This window comes from Georgenia satyanarayanai, from assembly GCF_023715365.1.
In the GTDB taxonomy this organism is placed as follows: Bacteria; Actinomycetota; Actinomycetes; order Actinomycetales; family Actinomycetaceae; genus Oceanitalea; species Oceanitalea satyanarayanai_B.
Map to the genome: position 1 here is coordinate 28,373 of NZ_JAMBNZ010000012.1, position 20,179 is coordinate 48,551.

21 protein-coding genes are annotated in these 20,179 nt (G+C 73.6%); 13 read left to right on the plus strand and 8 right to left on the minus strand.

Going from position 1 to position 20,179, the window contains the following annotated elements; all coding sequences use genetic code 11:
• Positions 1-43: 43 nt before the first annotated feature.
• Both M3148_RS13715 and M3148_RS13720 read left to right on the plus strand, forming a co-directional pair.
• Positions 44-769 carry an ABC transporter ATP-binding protein gene (locus M3148_RS13715; RefSeq protein WP_251305272.1) on the plus strand — a complete coding sequence of 242 codons (726 nt, stop codon included), beginning with the start codon at positions 44-46 and terminating at the stop codon, positions 767-769.
• Positions 766-1,479, plus strand: coding sequence for an ABC transporter permease (locus M3148_RS13720; protein ID WP_251305273.1), 714 nt, complete (start codon positions 766-768; stop codon positions 1,477-1,479). Before M3148_RS13715 ends, M3148_RS13720 begins: the two co-directional genes overlap by 4 nt.
• 24 nt (positions 1,480-1,503) lie before the next feature.
• Here M3148_RS13720 and serB read toward each other — a convergent pair whose 3' ends face one another.
• Both serB and glgC read right to left on the minus strand, forming a co-directional pair.
• Positions 1,504-2,394 carry a phosphoserine phosphatase SerB gene (gene serB / locus M3148_RS13725; protein ID WP_251305274.1) on the minus strand — a complete coding sequence of 297 codons (891 nt, stop codon included), beginning with the start codon at positions 2,392-2,394 and terminating at the stop codon, positions 1,504-1,506.
• Positions 2,395-2,520: 126 nt separating this feature from the next.
• Positions 2,521-3,777 carry a glucose-1-phosphate adenylyltransferase gene (glgC, locus tag M3148_RS13730; protein ID WP_251305275.1) on the minus strand — a complete coding sequence of 419 codons (1,257 nt, stop codon included), beginning with the start codon at positions 3,775-3,777 and terminating at the stop codon, positions 2,521-2,523.
• A gap of 67 nt (positions 3,778-3,844) precedes the next feature.
• On the opposite strand from glgC, the gene glgA reads away from it, so the two are divergent.
• The gene (gene glgA / locus M3148_RS13735; protein WP_251305276.1) at positions 3,845-5,056 is read left to right on the plus strand and encodes a glycogen synthase; all 1,212 of its coding nucleotides are present in this window, start codon (positions 3,845-3,847) and stop codon (positions 5,054-5,056) included.
• 11 nt (positions 5,057-5,067) lie between these two features.
• On the opposite strand, the gene M3148_RS13740 is transcribed toward glgA, so the two are convergent.
• Positions 5,068-5,889, minus strand: coding sequence for a hypothetical protein (locus M3148_RS13740; protein ID WP_251305277.1), 822 nt, complete (start codon positions 5,887-5,889; stop codon positions 5,068-5,070).
• A 49-nt stretch (positions 5,890-5,938) separates the two neighbouring features.
• Here M3148_RS13740 and M3148_RS13745 point away from each other — a divergent pair, with 49 nt between their 5' ends.
• From M3148_RS13745 to M3148_RS13775, 7 genes are all read left to right on the plus strand, one after another.
• Complete coding sequence (locus tag M3148_RS13745; RefSeq protein ID WP_251305278.1) at positions 5,939-6,733, plus strand: ABC transporter ATP-binding protein; 795 nt, start codon at positions 5,939-5,941, stop codon at positions 6,731-6,733.
• Positions 6,734-6,757: 24 nt separating this feature from the next.
• A complete protein-coding gene (locus tag M3148_RS13750; RefSeq protein ID WP_251305279.1) occupies positions 6,758-7,213 on the plus strand; it encodes an NfeD family protein in 456 nt (151 codons plus the stop codon).
• Positions 7,210-8,529, plus strand: a complete 1,320-nt coding sequence (locus M3148_RS13755; RefSeq protein ID WP_251305280.1) for an SPFH domain-containing protein — start codon at positions 7,210-7,212, stop codon at positions 8,527-8,529. Before M3148_RS13750 ends, M3148_RS13755 begins: the two co-directional genes overlap by 4 nt.
• A gap of 294 nt (positions 8,530-8,823) precedes the next feature.
• Positions 8,824-10,551 (plus strand): ABC transporter ATP-binding protein, encoded by a 1,728-nt coding sequence (locus tag M3148_RS13760; protein WP_251305281.1) that lies wholly within the window; start codon positions 8,824-8,826, stop codon positions 10,549-10,551.
• Positions 10,548-12,470, plus strand: a complete 1,923-nt coding sequence (locus M3148_RS13765) for an ABC transporter ATP-binding protein (RefSeq protein ID WP_251305282.1) — start codon at positions 10,548-10,550, stop codon at positions 12,468-12,470. Before M3148_RS13760 ends, M3148_RS13765 begins: the two co-directional genes overlap by 4 nt.
• Before the next feature lie 63 nt (positions 12,471-12,533).
• A complete protein-coding gene (locus M3148_RS13770; protein ID WP_251305283.1) occupies positions 12,534-13,355 on the plus strand; it encodes a TrmH family RNA methyltransferase in 822 nt (273 codons plus the stop codon).
• 35 nt (positions 13,356-13,390) lie between these two features.
• A complete protein-coding gene (locus M3148_RS13775; RefSeq protein WP_251305284.1) occupies positions 13,391-13,561 on the plus strand; it encodes a hypothetical protein in 171 nt (56 codons plus the stop codon).
• 8 nt (positions 13,562-13,569) lie between these two features.
• Here the strand turns inward: M3148_RS13775 and M3148_RS13780 are convergent, their stop codons facing one another.
• A complete protein-coding gene (locus tag M3148_RS13780; RefSeq protein ID WP_251305285.1) occupies positions 13,570-14,103 on the minus strand; it encodes an OsmC family protein in 534 nt (177 codons plus the stop codon).
• A 91-nt stretch (positions 14,104-14,194) separates the two neighbouring features.
• On the minus strand, positions 14,195-14,656 hold the full coding sequence (locus tag M3148_RS13785) for a tRNA (cytidine(34)-2'-O)-methyltransferase (RefSeq protein ID WP_251305286.1): 462 nt from the start codon (positions 14,654-14,656) through the stop codon (positions 14,195-14,197).
• Positions 14,657-14,734: 78 nt separating this feature from the next.
• Between M3148_RS13785 and M3148_RS13790 the strand changes: the two genes are divergently transcribed.
• Entirely contained in the window at positions 14,735-15,178 is a 444-nt protein-coding gene (locus M3148_RS13790) for a hypothetical protein (RefSeq protein ID WP_251305287.1), read from the plus strand.
• Between the two features lie 3 nt (positions 15,179-15,181).
• Here the strand turns inward: M3148_RS13790 and M3148_RS13795 are convergent, their stop codons facing one another.
• The 3 genes from M3148_RS13795 to M3148_RS13805 are packed head-to-tail and all read right to left on the minus strand — an operon-like array spanning position 15,182 to position 17,529.
• Positions 15,182-16,387, minus strand: a complete 1,206-nt coding sequence (locus M3148_RS13795) for an MFS transporter (RefSeq protein WP_251305288.1) — start codon at positions 16,385-16,387, stop codon at positions 15,182-15,184.
• A 45-nt stretch (positions 16,388-16,432) separates the two neighbouring features.
• Positions 16,433-17,005: a YbaK/EbsC family protein gene (locus tag M3148_RS13800; RefSeq protein ID WP_251305289.1), complete on the minus strand. Its 573-nt coding sequence runs from the start codon at positions 17,003-17,005 to the stop codon at positions 16,433-16,435.
• Positions 17,002-17,529 (minus strand): YbhB/YbcL family Raf kinase inhibitor-like protein, encoded by a 528-nt coding sequence (locus M3148_RS13805; RefSeq protein ID WP_251305290.1) that lies wholly within the window; start codon positions 17,527-17,529, stop codon positions 17,002-17,004. The genes M3148_RS13800 and M3148_RS13805 overlap by 4 nt, the downstream gene beginning before the upstream one ends.
• 125 nt (positions 17,530-17,654) lie before the next feature.
• Here M3148_RS13805 and M3148_RS13810 point away from each other — a divergent pair, with 125 nt between their 5' ends.
• Both M3148_RS13810 and M3148_RS13815 read left to right on the plus strand, forming a co-directional pair.
• A complete protein-coding gene (locus tag M3148_RS13810; RefSeq protein WP_251305291.1) occupies positions 17,655-18,581 on the plus strand; it encodes a hypothetical protein in 927 nt (308 codons plus the stop codon).
• Positions 18,581-20,179 (plus strand): Y-family DNA polymerase, encoded by a 1,599-nt coding sequence (locus M3148_RS13815; RefSeq protein ID WP_251305292.1) that lies wholly within the window; start codon positions 18,581-18,583, stop codon positions 20,177-20,179. The genes M3148_RS13810 and M3148_RS13815 overlap by 1 nt, the downstream gene beginning before the upstream one ends.

Sequence of the window (20,179 nt, forward strand, 5' to 3'; positions counted from 1 at the left end):
TCGCTACGGTGGGGCCATGGCCGGCGTGGCAGGCGTAGGAGCGGTGGACCGAACGCGTCCAGCGGTCCTCACCGACGGTCTGCACGTGCGACGTGCGCGGACGACGGCGCTCGACGGCGTCGACCTGCGGGTGGCGCCGGGGCGCGTGACCGGGCTGCTCGGTCCGTCCGGGTCGGGCAAGACCACCCTGCTCCGGGCGATCCTCGGGGTCCAGCTCGTGCACCGTGGGACGGTGCAGGTGCTCGGGGAGCCCGCCGGGAGCCGGGGGCTGCGCCGCCGGGTGGGGTACGTGTCCCAGTCGCCCAGCGTGTACGAGGACCTCACCGTCGGTGAGAATTTCCGGTACTTCGCCCGCATCCTCGGCGTGGGGCGTGACCGCGTCGAGGAGGTGCTCGGCGACGTCGACCTCGCGGGGCGGCGGGACCAGCCGGTCCGCACGCTGTCGGGCGGCGAGCTGTCCAGGGTCTCGCTGGGCGCCGCGCTGCTCGGGCGTCCTGAGCTGCTCGTGCTGGACGAGCCGACCGTCGGGCTCGACCCCGTGCTGCGCGAGTCGCTGTGGACGATGTTCCGCGGCCTCGCCGCCGGAGGCACCACGCTCCTCGTCTCCTCTCACGTCATGGACGAGGCCACGCGCTGCGACGAGCTCGTCCTGCTGCGCACCGGCCGCGTCCTCGCCCAGGCCACCCCGGAGGCGCTCCTCGAGCAGACGGGACGGACGACGACGGAGGGTGCCTTCCTCGCCCTCGTCACCGGGGAGGGCGTGCCATGACCGCCACCGCCGTCCGGGTGCTGCAGCAGCTGCGGCACGACCCACGGACCATCGCGATGATCGTCGTCGTCCCCGGCGCCCTCATGACCCTGCTGTGGTGGGTCTACGACGGCGGGCCGGTCTTCCAGCGCATCGGGCCCGCGTTGCTCGCGCTGTTCCCGGTCATCATCATGTTCCTCATCACCTCGGTGACGACACTGCGGGAGCGGCGCTCGGGCACGTTGGAGCGCCTGCTCACGCTGCCGACGAGCAAGCTGTCCCTCATCCTCGGCTACGCGCTGGCCTTCGGGCTCGTCGCCGTCGTCCAGGGGCTCGTCACCACCGGGGTGGCGCTCGGGCCGCTCGGCCTGGAGATCGCCGGGCCGTGGTGGGGCCTCATCGGCCTGGCGGTGCTCGGTGCCGTGCTCGGCGTCGCGCTCGGTCTGTTCGTCTCGGCCTTCGCGCACACGGAGTTCCAGGCGGTGCAGTTCATGCCGGCGGTCATCCTGCCGCAGTTCCTCCTGTGCGGGCTGCTCGTGCCCCGCGGCGAGCTGCCGCGCGCGCTGGAGTACGTGTCGAACGTCCTTCCGCTGTCCTACGCCGTCGACGCGATGGGCAAGATCTCCAGCCGGCCGCGCCCCGACCTGTGGCTGGAGGTCGGGGTCCTGGCCGGAGTCATCGCCGGTGTCCTCGTGCTCGGCGCCGTCACGCTGCGGCGGCGGACGCCCTGAGGGCGCGGGCGGGCTCGATCGAGCTCAGCCGCCGAGGAGGCCGAGCACCGCGTCCAGGCGCGGGAAGGTGACGGCGGCACGGGCCTGCTCCTGGACCACCGGCTTGGCGCAGTAGGCCACGCCCAGCCCGGCGGCGCCGAGCATGTCGAGGTCGTTGGCGCCGTCGCCCACGGCCACCACCCGCTCCAGCGGCACGCCGTCCTCGGCGGCCCACGCCCGCAGGTGGCGCTCCTTGGCGGCGCGGTCGACGACCGGCCCGGCCGTGCGTCCGGTGAGCCGCCCGTCCTCCACCTCGAGCCGGTTCGCGGTGAGGTGGTCGATGCCCAGCTCCTCGGCGATCGGCCCCACCACCTCGAGGAAGCCGCCGGAGACGAGGGCGACCTTCCCGCCGCGCTCGTGCACCGCGGCGACGAGCTCGCGGGCGCCGGCGGACAGCTCGACGGCGGCGCGCACCGTATCCACCACGCCGGCGTCCAGCCCGGCCAGGGTCGCGACCCGCTCGCGCAGGCTCGCGGCGAAGTCGAGCTCCCCGCGCATCGCGCGCTCGGTCACCTCGGCCACCTGCTCGCGGGTGCCGGCGTGCTCGGCGAGCAGCTCGATGACCTCGGCGGTGATGAGGGTGGAGTCGACGTCCATGACGAGCAGGCCCACGCCGTCGGCGGCGAGCGGACCGGCGGTCACCGCGACGTTCACCCCGAGCGCCGTGGCCGGGCCGCGCAGCTCGGCCGTGAGTGCGAGGTCGACGTTCGCGGCCGCACCAGGACGCGCCACGCCCGCCACGGACACCCCGGACCAGCCCGGCCGGGAGGTGTCGGAGGTGGCGACGTCGGCGGCGACGGCGGAGAGCAGCTCGCGCGCGTGGTCGAGGAGCGCGGGGGGGACCGGGCGGGCGGAGACGAGGCCGATGCGGATCACCGGGCCAGGTTACGGGGGCCCGGCGACGGGTCGCCCTTTCCATTCATCCGCGGGCGCCGGGAAGTGCGTCTGATGATCGGAAAGGGCGACGCAAGCGGCAGCGGAGGAGCGGCGCCGGGCCCCGGGTCAGCGCCGGACCGTGGCGCCCTTCGGGACGACGGTGATGCCGGACTCCGTCACGACGAAGCCGCGCTCCATGTCGTGCTCGGGGTCCACGCCCACGTGCGCGCCGTCGGCGATGCGGACGTTCTTGTCGATGATCGCCCGCTCGACGACCGCGTTGCGGCCGATGTCGACGTTGTCGAAGACCACCGAGTCCCGCACCGAGGACCACGAGTTGATCTTCGTGTTCGGGGAGATGACCGAGCCCACCACCTCACCGCCGGAGACGATGACGCCGGGGGAGACGAGCGAGTCCAGCGCGTGGCCCAACCGCTCGCGGTGGCCGTAGACGAACTTCGCGGGTGGCAGGCTGGGCACGCCGGTGAACAGCGGCCACTCCTGGTTGTAGAGGTTGAAGACCGGGGACACCGAGATGAGGTCCTGGTGGGAGTCGTAGTAGGCGTCGATCGTGCCGACGTCGCGCCAGTAGCCGCGGTCCCGGTCGGAGGCGCCGGGCACCTCGTTGTCCTTGAAGTCGTAGACGCCGGCCTGGCCGCGGTCGACGAACCACGGCACGAGGCTGCCGCCCATGTCGTGCTTGGAGTCGGAGTCCTCGGCGTCCACGCGCAGCGCCTCGATGAGCGCGTCGGTCGTCAGGACGTAGTTGCCCATGGAGGCGAGCACCTCGTCGGGGGCGTCGGGCAGGCCCTGCGCCTTTGCGGGCTTCTCGAGGAACGCGCGGATGCGCTTGGGGTCGGCAGGGTCGACGTCGATGACGCCGAGCTGGTCGGCCAGCGTGATCGGCTGCCGGATCCCGGCGACGGTCATCGCGGCGCCCGAGTCGATGTGCTGGTCGACCATCTGGGAGAAGTCCATGCGGTAGATGTTGTCCGCGCCGACGATGACGACGATGTCGGGCTGCTCGTCGTCGATGAGGTTGAGCGACTGGTAGACGGCGTCGGCGCTGCCGAGGAACCAGTGCTTGCCGATCCGCTGCTGTGCGGGGACGGGCGCGACGTAGTTGCCCAGGTGCGTGGACAGGCGCCACGTCTTGGCGATGTGGCGGTCCAGGCTGTGGGACTTGTACTGCGTGAGCACGACGACGCGCAGGTAGCCGGAGTTGACGATGTTCGACAGTGCGAAGTCGATGAGCCGGTAGATCCCACCGAAGGGGACCGCCGGCTTGGCGCGCTCCTCGGTGAGCGGCATGAGCCGTTTTCCCTCGCCGCCGGCGAGCACGATGGCGAGGACTCTGGGCTGATGGGTGCGCCGAGGTGACATGTGGCTGACTCTAGGGCTGCTTAGATGGTCCTGCAGGCTAATCGTCGGTCCCGAAGGAGGGTCCAGCATGCGTGTCGACATGCTTACCAGGGAGTACCCGCCCCATGTGTACGGCGGTGCGGGCGTCCACGTCGCCGAGCTCGCCCGGGTGCTGCGCAGTCGCGCGGACGTCCGGGTCCACTGCTTCGACGGCCCTCGGGAGGGGGAGGAGGGCGTGCGCGGCTACTCCGCCGTCGCGGAGCTCGCGGGCACGAACGCCGCCCTGCAGACCTTCGGCGTCGACCTCGCGATGGCCGACGCCGTCCGCGGCACCGACATCGTCCACTCCCACACCTGGTACGCGAACCTCGCGGGCCACCTCGGCGGGCTGCTCCACGACGTCCCCCACGTCCTGTCCGCCCACTCCCTGGAGCCGCTGCGGCCGTGGAAGGCCGAGCAGCTCGGTGGCGGCTACGCGCTGTCCTCCTGGGCCGAGCGCACCGCCTACGAGGGCGCCGCGGGCGTCGTCGCGGTGAGCGGCGGCATGCGCGACGACATCCTGCGCAGCTACCCCACCGTCGACCCGGACAAGGTCACCGTCATCCACAACGGCATCGACCTCGCCGGCTGGCAGCGTCCCGCCGGGGAGGAGTCCGAGCGCGCCGAGCAGGTGGCCCGCTCGCACGGCATCGACCCGACGCGCCCCGCCGTCGTCTTCGTCGGGCGCATCACCCGGCAGAAGGGGCTGCCTCACCTGCTGCGCGCGGCCCGGGCGCTGCCTGAGGACGTCCAGCTCGTCCTGTGCGCCGGCGCCCCGGACACCCCGGCGCTCATGGCCGAGGTCCAGGCCGGCGTCGAGGAGCTCAAGGCCACCCGCGGCGGAGTCGTGTGGATCGAGCAGATGCTCTCCCGCGCCGATCTCATCGCCGTGCTCACCGCCTGCACCGTCTTCGTGTGCCCCTCGGTCTACGAGCCGCTCGGCATCGTCAACCTCGAGGCGATGGCGGTGGGGCTGCCCGTCGTCGGCTCGGCCACCGGCGGGATCCCCGAGGTCGTCGACGACGGCGTCACCGGCACCCTCGTCCCCATCGACCAGGTGACGGATGGGACCGGCACGCCGGTGGACCCCGCGCGCTTCGAGGCCGACCTCGCCGCCGCGCTCACCGCCGTCGTCGCCGATGGGACCCGTGCCGCCGAGATGGGCGCCGCCGGTCGTCGCCGCGCCGAGGAGCACTTCTCCTGGGAGTCGATCGCCGACCGCACGATGGCGTTCTACGAGCAGGTCCTCGCCGGCTCCTGACGGGGTCGGCCTCAGCGGGAGCGGGAGACACCGCCGGAGACGTGGCTGACGCTCGCGGCGGCCAACGCCCGGCGGGCGGTGTGCTCGAGACCCCGCAGCACCTCCGCGCGCGCCGCACCCTGCCGGGCCACGACCGCACCGCCGTCGTCCTCGAGCGCGAGCTGGACGACGGCGAGCAGCCGCGCCGCGCGCGTGAGCACCTCCACCCGGGCCGGCTCCAGGCCCGGGGGCAGAAGGTCGCTGGAGACGTCCTCCCGCAGCAGGTGCGCCGCCTCGCGGGCCACGTCGGGCCGCCAGCCGGCGAGGTCGAGCTGCTCGAGCGCGTCCCCGGCCGTCACGAGCGCCCGGACGATCTCCTGGCGCGCCTGCCGCAGCGAGCCGGCCAGCCCAAGCAGCGTGGGGACGGGACGCTCGGCGAAGGGGAAGGGGTGGAGCACCCAGCGCACGAGGGTGCCAGGCTCCAGCTCGCTGCCGAAGGACTCGACCTGCGGGACGACGGCCCACGAGCCGCCCTCGGAACGGATGAGCAGGCACTGGCCGGCGTCGACGGCGTCGAGGAGAGCCACGCCCGGCAGGCCGGCGACGTGCCCGGGCGCGGGCAGCACGGCCCCGACGTCGGTCAGCTCATCGCCCACGAGACGTCCGGCCATCTGGCGCAGCGAGCGGACCTCGCCGTCGGGACGGAGGACGACGTGCGTCTCGTCCCCGGCGACGGCACGCAGGGCGGCATCGACGACGTCGCTCCCCTCGCCGCTCCCGGACGGACCGGCGGCGACGACGGACGGGAGCCACAGCGCCCCGAGCACGGCATGAGGGAGAACGAGTTCGGGCACGCCCCCACCGTAGACGGCTCGCGGGCCTGGTGACGGATAGGGTCGGTCCATGAGCGATGTGCTGGAGCTTGCCGACGTGACCCTGCGACGCGGGTCGAAGACGATCCTCGACGGCGTGGGCTGGTCGGTGGACGACGGCGAGCGCTGGGTGGTGCTGGGCCCGAACGGCGCCGGCAAGACGACCGTGCTTCAGATGGCCGCCGGTCGCCTCTTCCCCAGCGAGGGCACGGTCCGCGTCCTCGGGGACCGGCTCGGTGCGGTCGACACCTCCGAGCTGCGCACCCGGATCGGGCTGGCCTCGGCCGCCCTCGCCGATCGCATCCCCGGCGGCGAGCGCGTCCTCGACGTCGTGCTCACCGCCTCCTACGGCGTCACCGGCCGCTGGCGCGAGTCCTACGACGACTACGACACCGCCCGCGCCCGGGACCTGCTCGCCGCCTTCGGGGTGGAGCAGCTCACCGACCGGAAGTTCGGCACCCTCAGCGAGGGGGAGCGCAAGCGCGTCCAGATTGCCCGCGCGCTCATGGCCGACCCCGAGCTGCTCCTCCTCGACGAGCCGGCCGCGGGCCTGGACCTCGGGGGCCGCGAGGAGCTCATGGCCGCCCTCGCCGAGATCGCCGGCGACCACCGCTCGCCCGTCATCGTCCTCGTCACCCACCACGTCGAGGAGATCCCCGAGGGCTTCACCCACGGGCTGCTGCTGCGAGAGGGGCGCGTCGAGGCAGCCGGCCCGCTCGAGGAGGTCCTCACCCCTCAGCACCTGTCGCGCGCCTTCGGCCTCGACCTCGAGGTCGAGCGGCACCGCGGGCGCTGGACCGCCCGCGCGGCCGGACGCGGTCGCTAGGATCGGGGCGGAGGAGGGACGACGATGGCGTGGTTGTGGTGGCTGGGCGGAGCACTCGTCCTCGGTGTGGTCGAGATGCTCACCGTCGACCTCATCTTCCTCATGTTCGCCGGCGGTGCGTTGGCGGCTGGTGGCGTCGCGATGCTCGGAGCGCCGCTGTGGGCGCAGATCCTCACCTTCGCCGTCGTCTCCGTGGTGTTCCTGGCCGTCGTGCGCCCGTGGGCGCTGGGCTACCTCAAGCGCTCCACCCCTGACACGCTGACCAACGTCGCGGCGCACGTGGGCCGCAGCGCCGAGGTCCTCGTCGACGTCACCGACCGGGCCGGGCGCGTCAAGCTCGCCGGAGAGGTGTGGACGGCCCGCGCTGCCGAGCCCGGCAGCCTGCTGCCCACCGGGACCACCGTCCAGGTGGTCCGGATCGACGGGGCGACCGCCGTCGTCGCGCCCCTGCCCGTCACCTACCCCGAAGGAGCCATGTGAACGACAACACCGGGGGCCTCGTGCTCACCGTCGTGCTCGTCCTGCTCGCCCTCTTCGTCATCATCGCGATCTGGCGGGCGGTGCGGATCGTGCCGCAGGCCGTGGCGCTCATCGTCGAGCGGCTGGGCAAGTTCAACACCGTGATGTACGCGGGACTGCACTTCCTCATCCCCTTCGTCGACCGCGTCCGCGCCGGCGTCGACCTGCGTGAGCAGGTGGTCTCCTTCCCGCCGCAGCCGGTCATCACCTCCGACAACCTCGTCGTGTCGATCGACACCGTCATCTACTTCCAGGTCACCGACCCCAAGGCCGCGACCTACGAGATCGCCAACTACATCACCGGTATCGAGCAGCTGACGGTGACGACGCTGCGCAACGTCATCGGCTCGATGGACCTGGAGCAGACGCTCACCAGCCGCGACCAGATCAACGGCCAGCTGCGCGGGGTGCTCGACGAGGCCACCGGCCGCTGGGGCATCCGCGTCAACCGGGTCGAGCTCAAGTCGATCGACCCGCCGCAGAGCATCCAGGGCGCGATGGAACAGCAGATGCGCGCCGAGCGGGACCGCCGCGCCGCCATCCTCACCGCCGAGGGCGTCAAGCAGTCCCAGATCCTCACCGCCGAGGGCGAGAAGCAGTCCTCGATCCTGCGGGCCGAGGGCCAGGCGCAGTCCGCGATCCTCCGGGCGCAGGGTGAGTCCCGCGCGATCCTCCAGGTCTTCGACGCCATCCACCGGGGCAAGCCCGACTCCAAGCTCCTCGCCTACCAATACCTGCAGATGCTGCCGGAGCTGGCAAACAAGGAGTCGAGCAAGTTCTTCGTCATCCCCACCGAGTTCACCGCGGCGCTCGGCGCCATCTCCAAGGGCTTCGGTGGCGGCGGGCCGGTCGGCGGTCCCGACGACGACGACTCGGGCCCGACGCCCGAGGTCGACTTCGGGCCCCACGGCAGCTCCATGGCGGCCGGCCTGGCCGCTGCGAGCCTGCAGGACCCGGACGAGGCGCTGGCCCAGGCCCGCAGCGAGGCCCAGCAGGCCACCTCGGAGGCGAACGCCGCCGGGGAGCGCTCCGGCCGTCCCTTCTCCGACTCCGCCGAGCGCGGCCAGCGGCCGGCGGAGGACGAGCCGCGGGCCGGTGGACGCCGCGCCGCGGACCAGTCCCGCTTCGCCCCGCCCGCGGGAGCGCCCACGCCTCCGCCGCCCGCGCCGGGCTCGCACCGCCAGCCGCCGCCGCCGAGCGCGAACCAGCCCGGCCCCACGGCCGGCCCGCCCACCACGGCACAGCCCGAGCAGGACCCCGACTGGCCCCAGCAGTAGCCAGCGACGACGGCGGCGGACCACCCCCTCGCGGGCGGTGCGCCGCCGTCGTCCTCGCCCCCGCGCCCCGCGCCCCGCCCGCGCCCACCCCCTCACCTTGGGTCGCACTTCTCGATCATGGGGCGCCCTTTCCGGCGGTCATGCAGGAGGAGAAAGGACGACGCAAGGCAGGCCGGTTCAGCCGCCCGGCGACGCCGTCCGGGCCTGCCCTGAGCGAAATCGGTCGGGGGATGTCGGTGGTCCGTCTTACCCTTCTCGGAGCCGCCCCCACCGGTGGCGAAGTGAAAGGCTGACATGCTCCTGACCCTGCTGCGGCGCCACCTGCGCCCGTACCGCCGCGACGTCGTGGTGGTCGTGCTGCTCCAGTTCGTCCAGACGCTCGCCGCGCTGTCGCTGCCCAGCCTCAACGCCGACATCATCGACAAGGGCGTCGTCGTGGGGGACACCGGCTACATCATGCGGGTGGGTGCGCTCATGCTCCTCATCAGCGCCGTCCAGGTCGCCTGCGCGGTGAGCGCGGTCTACCTCGGTGCGCGCGCCGCCACGAGCGTGGGCCGCGACCTGCGCCGCGCCGTCTTCACCCGGGTGCAGCGCTTCTCGGTGGCCGAGGCCGGCCGCTTCGGTGCGCCGTCGCTCATCACCCGCTCGACCAACGACGTCCAGCAGGTCCAGATGGTCACCCTCATGACCTTCACCGTCATCGTCATGGCGCCGATCATGATGGTCGGCGGTGTGGTGATGGCGCTGCGCCAGGACGTCGGACTGTCGGCACTGCTGCTCGTCGTCGTCCCGGTGCTGCTCGGACTCATCGTCGTCATCGCGCTGCGCATGGGGCCGCTGTTCAAGCTCATCCAGGGTCGCATCGACCGGATCAACCTCGTCATGCGGGAGCAGATCTCCGGTGTGCGGGTCATCCGCGCCTTCAACCGTCAGCCCAGCGAGCGGCAGCGCTTCGGCCGCGCCAACAGCGAGCTCATGGGCACGAGCCTGAGCGTCGGCTACCTCATGGCGCTCATGTTCCCCGCCGTCCAGGTGGTCATCAACGCCTCGTCGGTGGCGGTCGTGTGGTTCGGCGCAGGGCGCATCGACTCCGGGGCCATGGAGGTCGGCTCGCTCGTCGCCTTCCTCAACTACCTCATGCAGATCCTCATGTCGGTTCTCATGGCCTCGATGATGTTCATGATGGTGCCGCGCGCCGCGGTCTCCGCCGACCGCATCGAGGCCGTCCTCGGCACCGAGCCCGCGATCGTCGCCCCCGCGCGGCCGCGCCGGCTCCCCGCCGGGCGCGCGGTCATCGAGCTCGACGGCGTGAGCTTCGGCTACGCGGGCGCCGCCGCTTCCGTCCTCCACGACGTCTCCCTGCGCCTGGAACCGGGGCGCACGACGGCGATCATCGGCTCCACCGGCTCGGGCAAGTCCACGCTCGTCAACCTCCTGCCACGGCTCGTCGACGCCACCGGTGGCGTCGTGCGCGCCGGGGGGGTGGACGTGCGCGAGGTCGACCCCGCCGAGCTGCGGTCCCGGGTCTCCGTCGTCCCGCAGCGCGCCTATCTCTTCTCCGGCACTATCGCCTCCACACTGCGCTTCGCGCGGCCCGAGGCCACCGACGAGGAGCTGTGGGGCGCCCTCGAGGCCGCCCAGGCCAGCGAGTTCGTCACCGGGCTCGGACTCGACGCACGCGTGGAGCAGGGCGGGTCGAACTTCTCCGGGGGGCAGCGCCAGCGCCTGGCGATCGCCCGCGCGCTTCTCAAGCCCGCGGACCTCTACGTCTTCGACGACTCCTTCTCGGCCCTCGACTACGCCACCGACGCCCGTCTGCGTGCCGGGCTGCCGATGGCCACCGCGGGCGCCGCCGTCCTCATCGTCGCCCAGCGGGTGGCCACGATCCGTGAGGCCGACGAGATCGTCGTCCTCGACGAGGGCCGGGTGGTGGGCCGCGGCAGCCACTCCGGCCTCATGGAGGACAACCCCACCTACCAGGAGATCGTGCTGTCCCAGCTGAGCGCGCAGGAGGCGGCATGAGCCACCACCGTCCCGGCCCGGGCCTTCCCCCGGGCGAGAAGTCTGCCAACTTCGGCGCCTCGCTGAGGCGGCTGCTGCGGGCCATGGCACCCGAGCGGGTGCGGCTGGTCGTCGTGCTCGTCCTCGCCGTCGTCGCGGTGGGGCTCCAGGTGCTCGGTCCCACGCTGCTCGGGCGTGCCACCGACATCGTCTTCAACGGCGTCGTCGGCCGGATGCTCCCGGAGGGTGCCACCCTCGAGCAGGCCGTCGCCGGCCTGCGCGCCGCCGGTCAGGACCAGGTCGCCCAGATGGTCGGCGGCATGGAGAACGTCGTGCCCGGACAGGGCATTGACTTCGACGCGCTCGGCCGCATGGCCCTGCTCGTCCTTTCCGTCTACGTCGGCTCCGCGGTGTTCCTCTGGATCCAGGGACGGATGCTCGCGGGCATCGTCCAGCGCACCGCCTTCCAGCTGCGCCGCGACGTCCAGGCCAAGATCGACCGGCTGCCGCTGCGCGAGCTCGACTCCCGTGCCCGCGGTGACGTCCTGTCCCGGGTCACCAACGACATCGACAACGTCTCCCAGACCCTGCAGCAGACGCTCTCGCAGGTGGTCACCTCGATCGTCACGGTCGTCGGGGTGCTCGTCATGATGTTCGTCCTGTCCTGGCAGCTCGCGCTCATCGCCCTCGTCACCGTGCCGGTCTCCGCATGGGCGACGGCCGCGATCGCCAAGCGCGCCCAGCCGCACTTCGTGGCCCAGTGGAAGTCCACCGGGGACCTCGGCGGCAAGGTCGAGGAAGCCTTCACCGGCCACGAGCTCGTCACCGCCTTCAACGCCCAGGACTCCGTTCGCGAGGGCTTCGACGAGGACAACGAGCGGCTCTTCCGAGCGACCTTCCGCTCCCAGTTCATCTCCGGGACGATCATGCCGATGATGGGGTTCGTCGGGAACCTCAACTACGTGCTCGTCGCCGTCGTCGGCGGGCTGCGAGTGGCCTCCGGCGACCTCAGCCTCGGCTCGGTGCAGGCCTTCATCCAGTACTCGCGGCAGTTCACCCAGCCGCTGGCGCAGCTGGCCTCGATGGCCAACCTCGTCCAGTCCGGGGTGGCCTCGGCCGAGCGGATCTTCGACATCATGGACGCCGCCGAGCAGTCGCCCGACCCCGAGCCGGGCAAGCGGCCGGCGCAGGTGCGCGGCGCGGTGCGACTGGAGGACGTCGCCTTCAGCTACGACCCCGAGCGCCCGCTCATCACCCACCTCGACCTCGACGTGAAGCCCGGGCAGACGGTCGCCGTCGTCGGACCCACCGGGGCGGGCAAGACCACTCTGGTCAACCTCCTCATGCGCTTCTACGAGATCGACTCCGGGCGCATCCTCATCGACGGCGTCGACACGCGTGAGATGACCCGCCACGACCTGCGCGAGCCGATCGGCATGGTCCTGCAGGACACGTGGCTCTTCGAGGGGACGATCGCGGAGAACATCGCCTTCGGCCGGGACGGCGCCACCGAGGAGGACGTGCACCGCGCAGCCGAGGCGGCGAGCGTCGACCGCTTCGTCCAGAGCCTGCCCGACGGCTACGACACCGTCATCGACGAGGAGGGCGGCGGTGTCTCCGCCGGGGAGAAGCAGCTCATCACCATCGCCCGCGCCTTCCTCGCCGAGCCGCAGCTCCTCATCCTCGACGAGGCCACCAGCTCGGTCGACACCCGCACCGAGATGCTCGTCCAGCAGGCGATGAGCAGGCTGCGCAGCGGGCGGACCTCCTTTGTCATCGCCCACCGGCTGAGCACCATCCGCGACGCCGACGTCATCCTCGTCATGGAGCACGGCGACATCGTCGAGCAGGGCACTCACGACGAGCTCCTCGACGCCGACGGCGCCTACGCCCGCCTCTACCGCAGCCAGTTCGCCGCCCCCGCCCTCGCCGAGGAGTAGCGGCACCCCCACCCCGAGACTCTCTCGCGCCGAGAGCCGCATTTCTCGCGGCAGAATGGTCCGGTGCCGCTCATCCGCATCACCGACCCCACCGACGACCGCCTCCTCGACTACACAGGCCTCACCGACCTCGCGCTGCGCCGACGCCTGGAGACCGAGCGCGGCCTGTACATGGCCGAGAGCACGAACGTCATCACGCGGGCGATCCGCGCGGGCCACCGGCCGCGCTCCTTCCTCATGGCGGAGAAGTGGCTCGGGACGATGACGCCCGTCATCACCGGGGCCTGCGGCGCCGACGACGGCGGAGCCGACGTGCCAGTGTTCGTCGCCGAGGAGCCGGTGCTCGAGGCGCTTACCGGCTTCCACCTCCACCGCGGTGCGCTGGCGGCCATGCACCGCCCGCCGCTGCGTGACGTCGAGGAGGTCGTCGCGGGAGCACGCCGGGTGGCGATCTTCGACGGCATGGTCGACCACACCAACCTCGGTGCCGCCTTCCGCAGCGCCGCAGCACTCGGGGTGGACGCCGTCCTCATGACGCCCACCTCCGCCGACCCGCTCTACCGCCGCTCCGTCCGGGTCTCCATGGGCACGGTGTTCCAGGTGCCGTGGACCCGGCTGGACTCCTGGCCCGGTGCCATCGAGGAGGCTCAGCGCCTCGGCTACACCGTCGCCGCGCTGGCGCTGAGCGACGACTCGGTCAGCCTCGACGAGTACGTGGCCGAGGGCCACGAGCGCTCGGCCTTTGTCTTCGGTCCCGAGGGCCACGGCCTGGCCCCGCGGGTCCTCCAGCTGGCCGACCGGGTCGTCCGCATCCCGATGGCCGCAGGAGTCGACTCGCTCAACGTCGCCGCCTCGGCCGCCGTCGTCTTCTACGCGACGCGGTAGCCGACGGCGCCTCGCCCGGCGCCGGGACCGCTACCGTGGCGAGGTGCCCGCACGGACCCGGCCGACGGTGGCCGCCCCGGCCCGTCGCCGTCGAGTACGCGACGCTGGGCAAGACCGTGCGCGAGCGCGTCGACGCGCTGCTCGCCTGGTCGGCCGCGCACGAGGGGGAGATCGAGGCGGCGCGCGACCGCTTCGACCTCGAGTAGCGCGCGCCTCAGGCGCGGCGCACGGTGACCGGCGGGGGAGCGGTGAGCGTGCGCGCGACGACGCAGTACCGCTCGGTGAGCTCGAGCAGCTTGGCGACGGTGGCGTCGTCGGCGTCCGTGTCGAGGTCGACGAGCACCTCCACGGAGCTGAGCCCCACCGGCGCCTCGCGGTCGACCCCGAGGGTGCCGCGGGCGTCCCACGTGCCGTTGGCCGTGACGCTCGCTGAGCGCAGCTCGACGCCCATCGCCGTCGCGACGGAGGAGAGCGTGACACCGGCGCAGGCGACGAGCGCCTGGAGGACGATGTCCGCCGAGCACGCCTGGCTGCCGTCACCGCCGGTGGCCGGGTGGAGGCCGGCGACGACGTCCCCCGCCCACGTCGGGACGGTCGCGGTCAGCGTGCCCTGGTCGACCCGGGCCGTCGCGGTGCTCGTGATGAGCGCGCCGGCCGGGTCCTCCTTGTAGGCGTCCTTGAGCGGGCGCTGGCGGGCACGGAGGGCGGCTGAGGGTGTCTGCGTCTCGTCGGTGCTGGTCGCGGTCATCGTCGTGCGTCCTCCGTCGGTGCTGGCGTGAGCGCACGGCGCTCGGACGTGTGCATCACATCACACGCCTCCGGGCGTGGGCAACGCCTTCTCACGCTCCGGCGTACCCCTGCTGGCGCCACGCCTCGTAGACGCCGATCGCCGCCGAGTTCGACAGGTTCATCGACCGCACGCCGGGCACCATCGGGATGCGCACCCGCTCCGTGACGCGCGGGTCGGCGAGCAGCTCCGCGGGCAGTCCGGTCGTTTCCGTCCCGAAGAGCAGCGCGTCTCCGGGCACGTAGCGGATCTCGGAGACGCCCACTGTCGCGTGCCCCGTGAAGGCGTACACCCGCCCCGGCGCGACGGCCGCCAGCGCGGCGTCGATGTCCGGGTGGACGACCACCCGCGCGAGGTCGTGGTAGTCCAGGCCCGCCCGGCGCAGGTGCGCGTCGGTGAGGTCGTAGCCGAGCGGCTCGACGAGGTGGAGCGTCGCCCCGGTGCACGCGACCATCCGGATGGCGTTGCCGGTGTTCGGCGGGATCTTCGGCTCGTGGAAGATGACATGGAACACCGGGACATCCTCCCACCGGCGCGCGGGAGGCCGTGCGCAGGACATAGCCTCGGCACAGACGACAAGGAGCAGAGACATATGGGCAAGGTGACGACGATCCTCAAGGCCGCGGCAAAGTTCGGGCCGGTGGTCTACCCCGTGGTGAAGAAGGGGGCCGCCATGCTGCGTGAGAACCCCGAGCTTGCCAAGCAGGCGCAGCGGATCCTCGACGGACTCACCAAAGCCCGCGCCTCCCGCTCCCGCCCAGAGGGGCTGCGCCGCTCCGTCGACGTCCTGCGGGGGCAGGCGCAGCGTGCCCTCGCCACGGCCTCCAGCCCCGAGGACGTCACCCGCGCCGAGGGCTGGCTCGCCCAGGCCGACAAGCTCGATGGCGCGATCAAGCTCATGGCCCTGCACGACCGCAAGGGCCAGACCACCGACGCCGCTGCCATCGAGGCCCGCGTCGAGGAGCTCTTCGCGCAGATCTTCACCGCGCTCGTCGAGCAGGACGGCGACGACCAGCGCAGGCTCCCGCCCGCCTGAGTCTCAGCGCTCCCGGCCGCGCAGCACCCCGGCGAGCAGCAGGGTCCCGACGGCGAGGACCGGCACGACGGCCAGGCCGGCTCGCAGGCCGACGGCGTCACCGATCGCCCCGACGAGCGGCGGGGAGACGACAAAGGCCACCCGCATGAGCCAGGAGACGATGGTGAGGGCGCTCCCTGCCCGCATGCCCGGCATGTCGTCCGCCGCGTTCATCGCCGCGGGTACGAGCGTGGCGGAGCCGAAGCCGGCCAGCGCGAAGCCGACGATGACGGCGACGGCGGACGGCCCCACGACAACCAGCCCCATCCCGACGATGATGAGGACGGCGCCGAACCGCGCGACCGTCCGCTGACCGAGGCGGTCGGTCATCGGGTCCCCGAGGACCCGGCCCACGAACTGGGCACCGACCGTCGCGACAAAGGCCAGACCCGCCAGGGCCGGGCCGGCGTCGAGCTCCTGGGTGAGGAAGACCGCGGACCACGTGTTGCCGGCGTCCTCGACCATCGTCCCGCTCATCGCGATGAGGACGAGCGCGGCGAGGAAGACCGGTGGGCGGCGCAGCCACGCGGCCGCCGGACCACCCGCGACGTGGTGCTCCTCGACGAGCGGCGGCCCCACCGACATCCCGGCCGGGAGCGTGAAGCGGCGCGCGGCGAACGCGACGAGCACCCACACGACGCTCGAGACGGTGAGGTGCAGGCCGAGCGGCATTTCGTTCGCGGCCGCCGCCGTGCCCATGAGGCCCCCGGTCACCGCACCGGCGCTCCACACCGCGTGGAAGGAGTTGATGATCGAGCGCCCGTAGCCGCGCTGGACGGCGATCCCGTGGCTGTTCTGCCCGACGTCGGTGATCGAGTCGGCCGAGCCCGCGACGAACAGGGCGGCGACGATCAGCCACAGCGCCGGCGCCCACCCGACGGCGACGAGCCCGGCCGCCGTGAGCACGGTCCCGATGACGGCGACGTTCGCCGCCCCGAAGCGGCGGATCGCCGCCGCGGCCGCGAGGCCGGAGATGATCGCGCCGACGGGGAAGGCGATGACGACGAGCCCGAACTCGGTGTTGGTGAGGTCCAGCCCGGACTTGATCGCCGGGTAGCGCGGCAGCAGGTTGGAGAACAGTGCCCCGTTCGTGAAGAACAGGGCGCCGGTGGCCACCCGGGCGTGGCGCAGGAGTCGTGACGGCGCGGGGCGGGAGGGGGCGGTGCTCACGGCTCACGATCGTATGGGGTGCACCGCCCCCCACCCGTCCGGCGGTCAGTCGGCGGCCAGGCCCAGCCCCTCGACCGACTCGGCGCCGGGCAGTGCGAGGAGCACCTCGCCGGGCAGCAGCAGCTTGGACCGGCGCACGCCGCTGCCGACGATCACCGGCTCGCCTGCCACCGCGGCGTCCACGAGCAGCCGCCACTCGGCGGGCAGGCCGACGGGCGTGATGCCGCCGTACTCCATGCCCGAGGTCTCCACGGCGCGGTCGGTCGGCCAGAAGGAGGCCTTGCGGACGTCGAGCAGGCGCCGGACGGTGGAGTTGACGTCCGCCCGGGTGGTCGCGCGGACCGCGCAGGCGGCCACCCGCTCCTCACCGGCGCGCTTGCCGGCGACGAGGACGCAGTTGACCGAGGCCTCCAGCGGCAGCTCGTAGGCCTCGGTCATCGCCGCGGTGTCGGCGAGCCCGGGGTCGATCTCGGCGACGTGGACCCGGTCGGTTTGCTCCAGCGCCGCGAGGGCGGCGCGCACGGGCTCGGCGAGCAGGTCCGGGCGCTGCAGGGCCGGTACCCAGGTGAGGGTGCCGTACCGGACCGAGCCGTCCGCCGTCGTCGTCGGCTCGCTCACTTCTGATAGGTGGGGGTGATGACGGCCCGAGCGATGGTGTGGAACAGGGCAGTGAAGGACACCTTCGTCGGGCTGTCGTCGGGGTCGAGCTCGAGGGAGTCGGTGTCGAGGGCGTGGACGGCGAAGACGTAGCGGTGCGGACGGTCCCCGGCGGGCGGGGCCGCGCCGGTGAAGTCGTGGGTGCCGGCGTCGTTGCGCACGTGGTAGGCCGCGCCGGGGAGCGTGAGGTCGCTCTCGCCCCAGCCCTGCTCGAGCTCGGTGAGGTCGGCGGGCAGGTCGACGACGGTCCAGTGCCAGTAGCCGGCCGGCGTGGGGGCGTCGGGGTCGAAGCAGGTGACGAGGAAGCTCTGCGTCTCCTCGGGGAAGCCGGACCACGCGAGCTGCGGCGAGACGCTGTCGCCGTCGGCGGTGAACATCCGGTCGAGGGGCTGCCCGTCGGTGATGTCGGTGCTCGTCACGGTGAATGACGGCACGGGCGGCAGCAGGTCGTAGGGTGCGGGTGCAACGGGGCGCTGCAGGTCCATCAAGGCCTCCTTGGTGTGGGTTCACTCTCAACCTACGGCGTGGGGTCGCGGGATGCCGCGACGGGCACGCCGACGATGTCAGTCCCACCTGTCATCATCGAACAACTGTTCGATAGACTGTGGAGGTGGCGATGACCCCGGCAGAGCGCATGGCGACCGCGCGCCGGGCCCTGGAACGGGCCGAGGCGGCGGCCGGCCTGCGGACGCGGCTGGCGGTCCTTGCCGCCGACGACGACGACGCCGCCTCCCGTCGTCCCGTCGCGTCCCGCCTCCCCGCCGTGCCGGCTCCCGACACCGCGCCGGCTCTCGGCACCGCGCCGGCTCCCGACACCGCGCCGGCTCTCGACACCGTGCCGGCACCCCACGGGCCCGTCACCCCCGCTCCCGTCCCGTCGCGAGCCGGGGCGCGCACCACCGCGGGCGCGGACCACCTGCCGGTCCCCTCGGCCCTGGCCGGCTTCTTCCCGCCCGCCGGGCTGCGCCGGGGCAGCGTCGTCCAGGTGGGCGGCTCCTCCTCCCTGCTCCTCACCCTCCTGGCCGCCGCGCAGGGTGAGGGCTGGGTCGCGCTCGCCGCGCTGCCGGACATCGGGCTGCAGGCCGCGGCCGACGCCGGGCTGCACCTGGGCCGCAGCCTCCTCGTGCCCAAGCCGGGGCCGGAGGCCGCCTCCGTCGTCGGTGCCCTCGTCGACGGCGTCGACGTCCTGGCTGTCGGGGACTGCCGCGCCCTGAGCGCGCGCGACCGGCGGCTGCTGTCCGCGCGGCTGCGTACCCGCGGGGCGGTCCTGCTGAGCACGGCGCACTGGCCGGGCGCCGACGTCGTGCTCCGGGCGGGGGAGGTCCGCGCCGGTGGGCTCGGGCGCGGCTGGGGCCGGGTGGAGGCGGGGGAGATGACCGTCCACGGCCGCGGCCGCAGCGGCGTCGCCGGCCGGGTGCGGGTGCGCCTCACCTCCACGGGCCTGGACGTCGTGGCCGACGGCGGCCGCGCGGCCACCGGTCCGGCCCCCGAGGTGGTGGCGGCCGGTACCCGCTCACGCCTCCAGGCGGTGTCCTGATGACGGCGCCCACCGCGCACCCGGCACAGGCCGGGATGTCGGCCCTGCGCCGGGCGGTGCTGTGGGTGCCGGACTGGCCGGTGGCCGCCGCCGTCGCCGAGGGCGTCGTCGGCAGCCACGAGCCGGTCGCCGTCCACGACTCCCGCGGCGTCCTCGTCTGCTCGGCGGCTGCCCGCGCGGAGGGCGTGCGGCAGGGCATGCGGCGGCGCACCGCCCAGGGCCTGTGCCCCGAGCTCGTCCTGCTGGCCGCGGACGAGAACCGTGACGCCCGCGCCTTCGAGCCGCTCGTCCAGGCGGTCGAGGACGTCGTCGCGGGCGTCGAGGTCGCCCGTCCCGGGGTGCTCCTCATGGCCGCCCGCGGGCCCGCCCGTCACGCCGGGGGAGAGGAGGCGCTGGCCGAGCTGCTCGTCGGCGCGGTCGCGGAGGACACCGGCGCAGAGTGTCAGGTCGGGGTGGCCGACGGCTTGCTCGCGGCCCTCCTCGCCTCCCGGGCCGGGATCGTCGTGCCGCCCGGGCAGGCGCCGGCCTTCCTCGCCCCGCAGGACGTGCGCCGCCTCGAGCTCGCCGCCACCACCCGGGAGCGGCGCGCCGAGCTGGCCGAGCTTACCGACCTCCTGCGCCGGCTCGGGCTGCGCACCCTCGGGGCGCTCGCGGCCCTGGCCGCCGGTGACGTCGCCGCCCGCTTCGGCACCCTCGGCCTGCTCGCCCACCGCCTCACCCGCGGAGGGGACGTCTCCGTGCCGGCGCCCCGCCGCCCGGAGCAGGACGTCACCGTCCGCACCGACCTCGACCCGCCCGCCGCGCGATCCGACGTCGCCGCCTTCGCCGCCCGCGCCCTGGCCGAGGAGCTCGCCGAGCGGCTGCAGCGCCGGGGCGTCGCGTGCGGGCGCGTCCAGGTCCTCGCCCGCACCGAGGACGGCACCGAGCTGGCCCGCACCTGGCGCCTGGACGTCGCCCCCAGCCCCGCTGACCTCACCGACCGCGTGCGCTGGCAGCTGGACGGCTGGCTCTCGGGCCGCAGCGCCCGCCCGCCCAGCGCGCCCCTCGTCCACCTCGAGCTGCTCGCCCAGGAGATCAGCCCCGCCGGCGTCGTGAGCGACGGCCTGTGGGGCCGCCGCGGGCGCGGGGAGGTGCAGGCCGAGCGGGCGGCGCTGCGCGTCCAGGGCCTGCTCGGCGCCGAGGGCGTGCTCGTCCCCGTCCTCCAGGGCGGGCGCGACCCGCGCACCCGGGTGCGGCTGGTCGCCTGGGGCGACGACCCCGTCCCCGTGCTGCGCCCCGACGCCCCCTGGCCCGGCCGCCTGCCCGACCCCGCCCCGGCCACCCTCCTGGACGAGCGGCGCGCCGTCGTCGTCCTCGACGCCGCCGGCGCCCCGGTGACGGTGGACGGGCGGGTGCGGCTCAGCGGCGAGCCCGCGCGGGTGGGCGACGACGACGGCAGCCGGGAGGTCGTCGGCTGGGCCGGCCCGTGGCCGATGTGGGAGCGCTGGTGGGGCAAGGGTCGGCGGCGGGCGTGGCTGCAGGTGGCCCTGTCCGACGGCGTCGCCCAGCTCCTTGCGCTCGAGTCGGGGACGTGGTGGCTGGAGGGGGTGTACGACTGA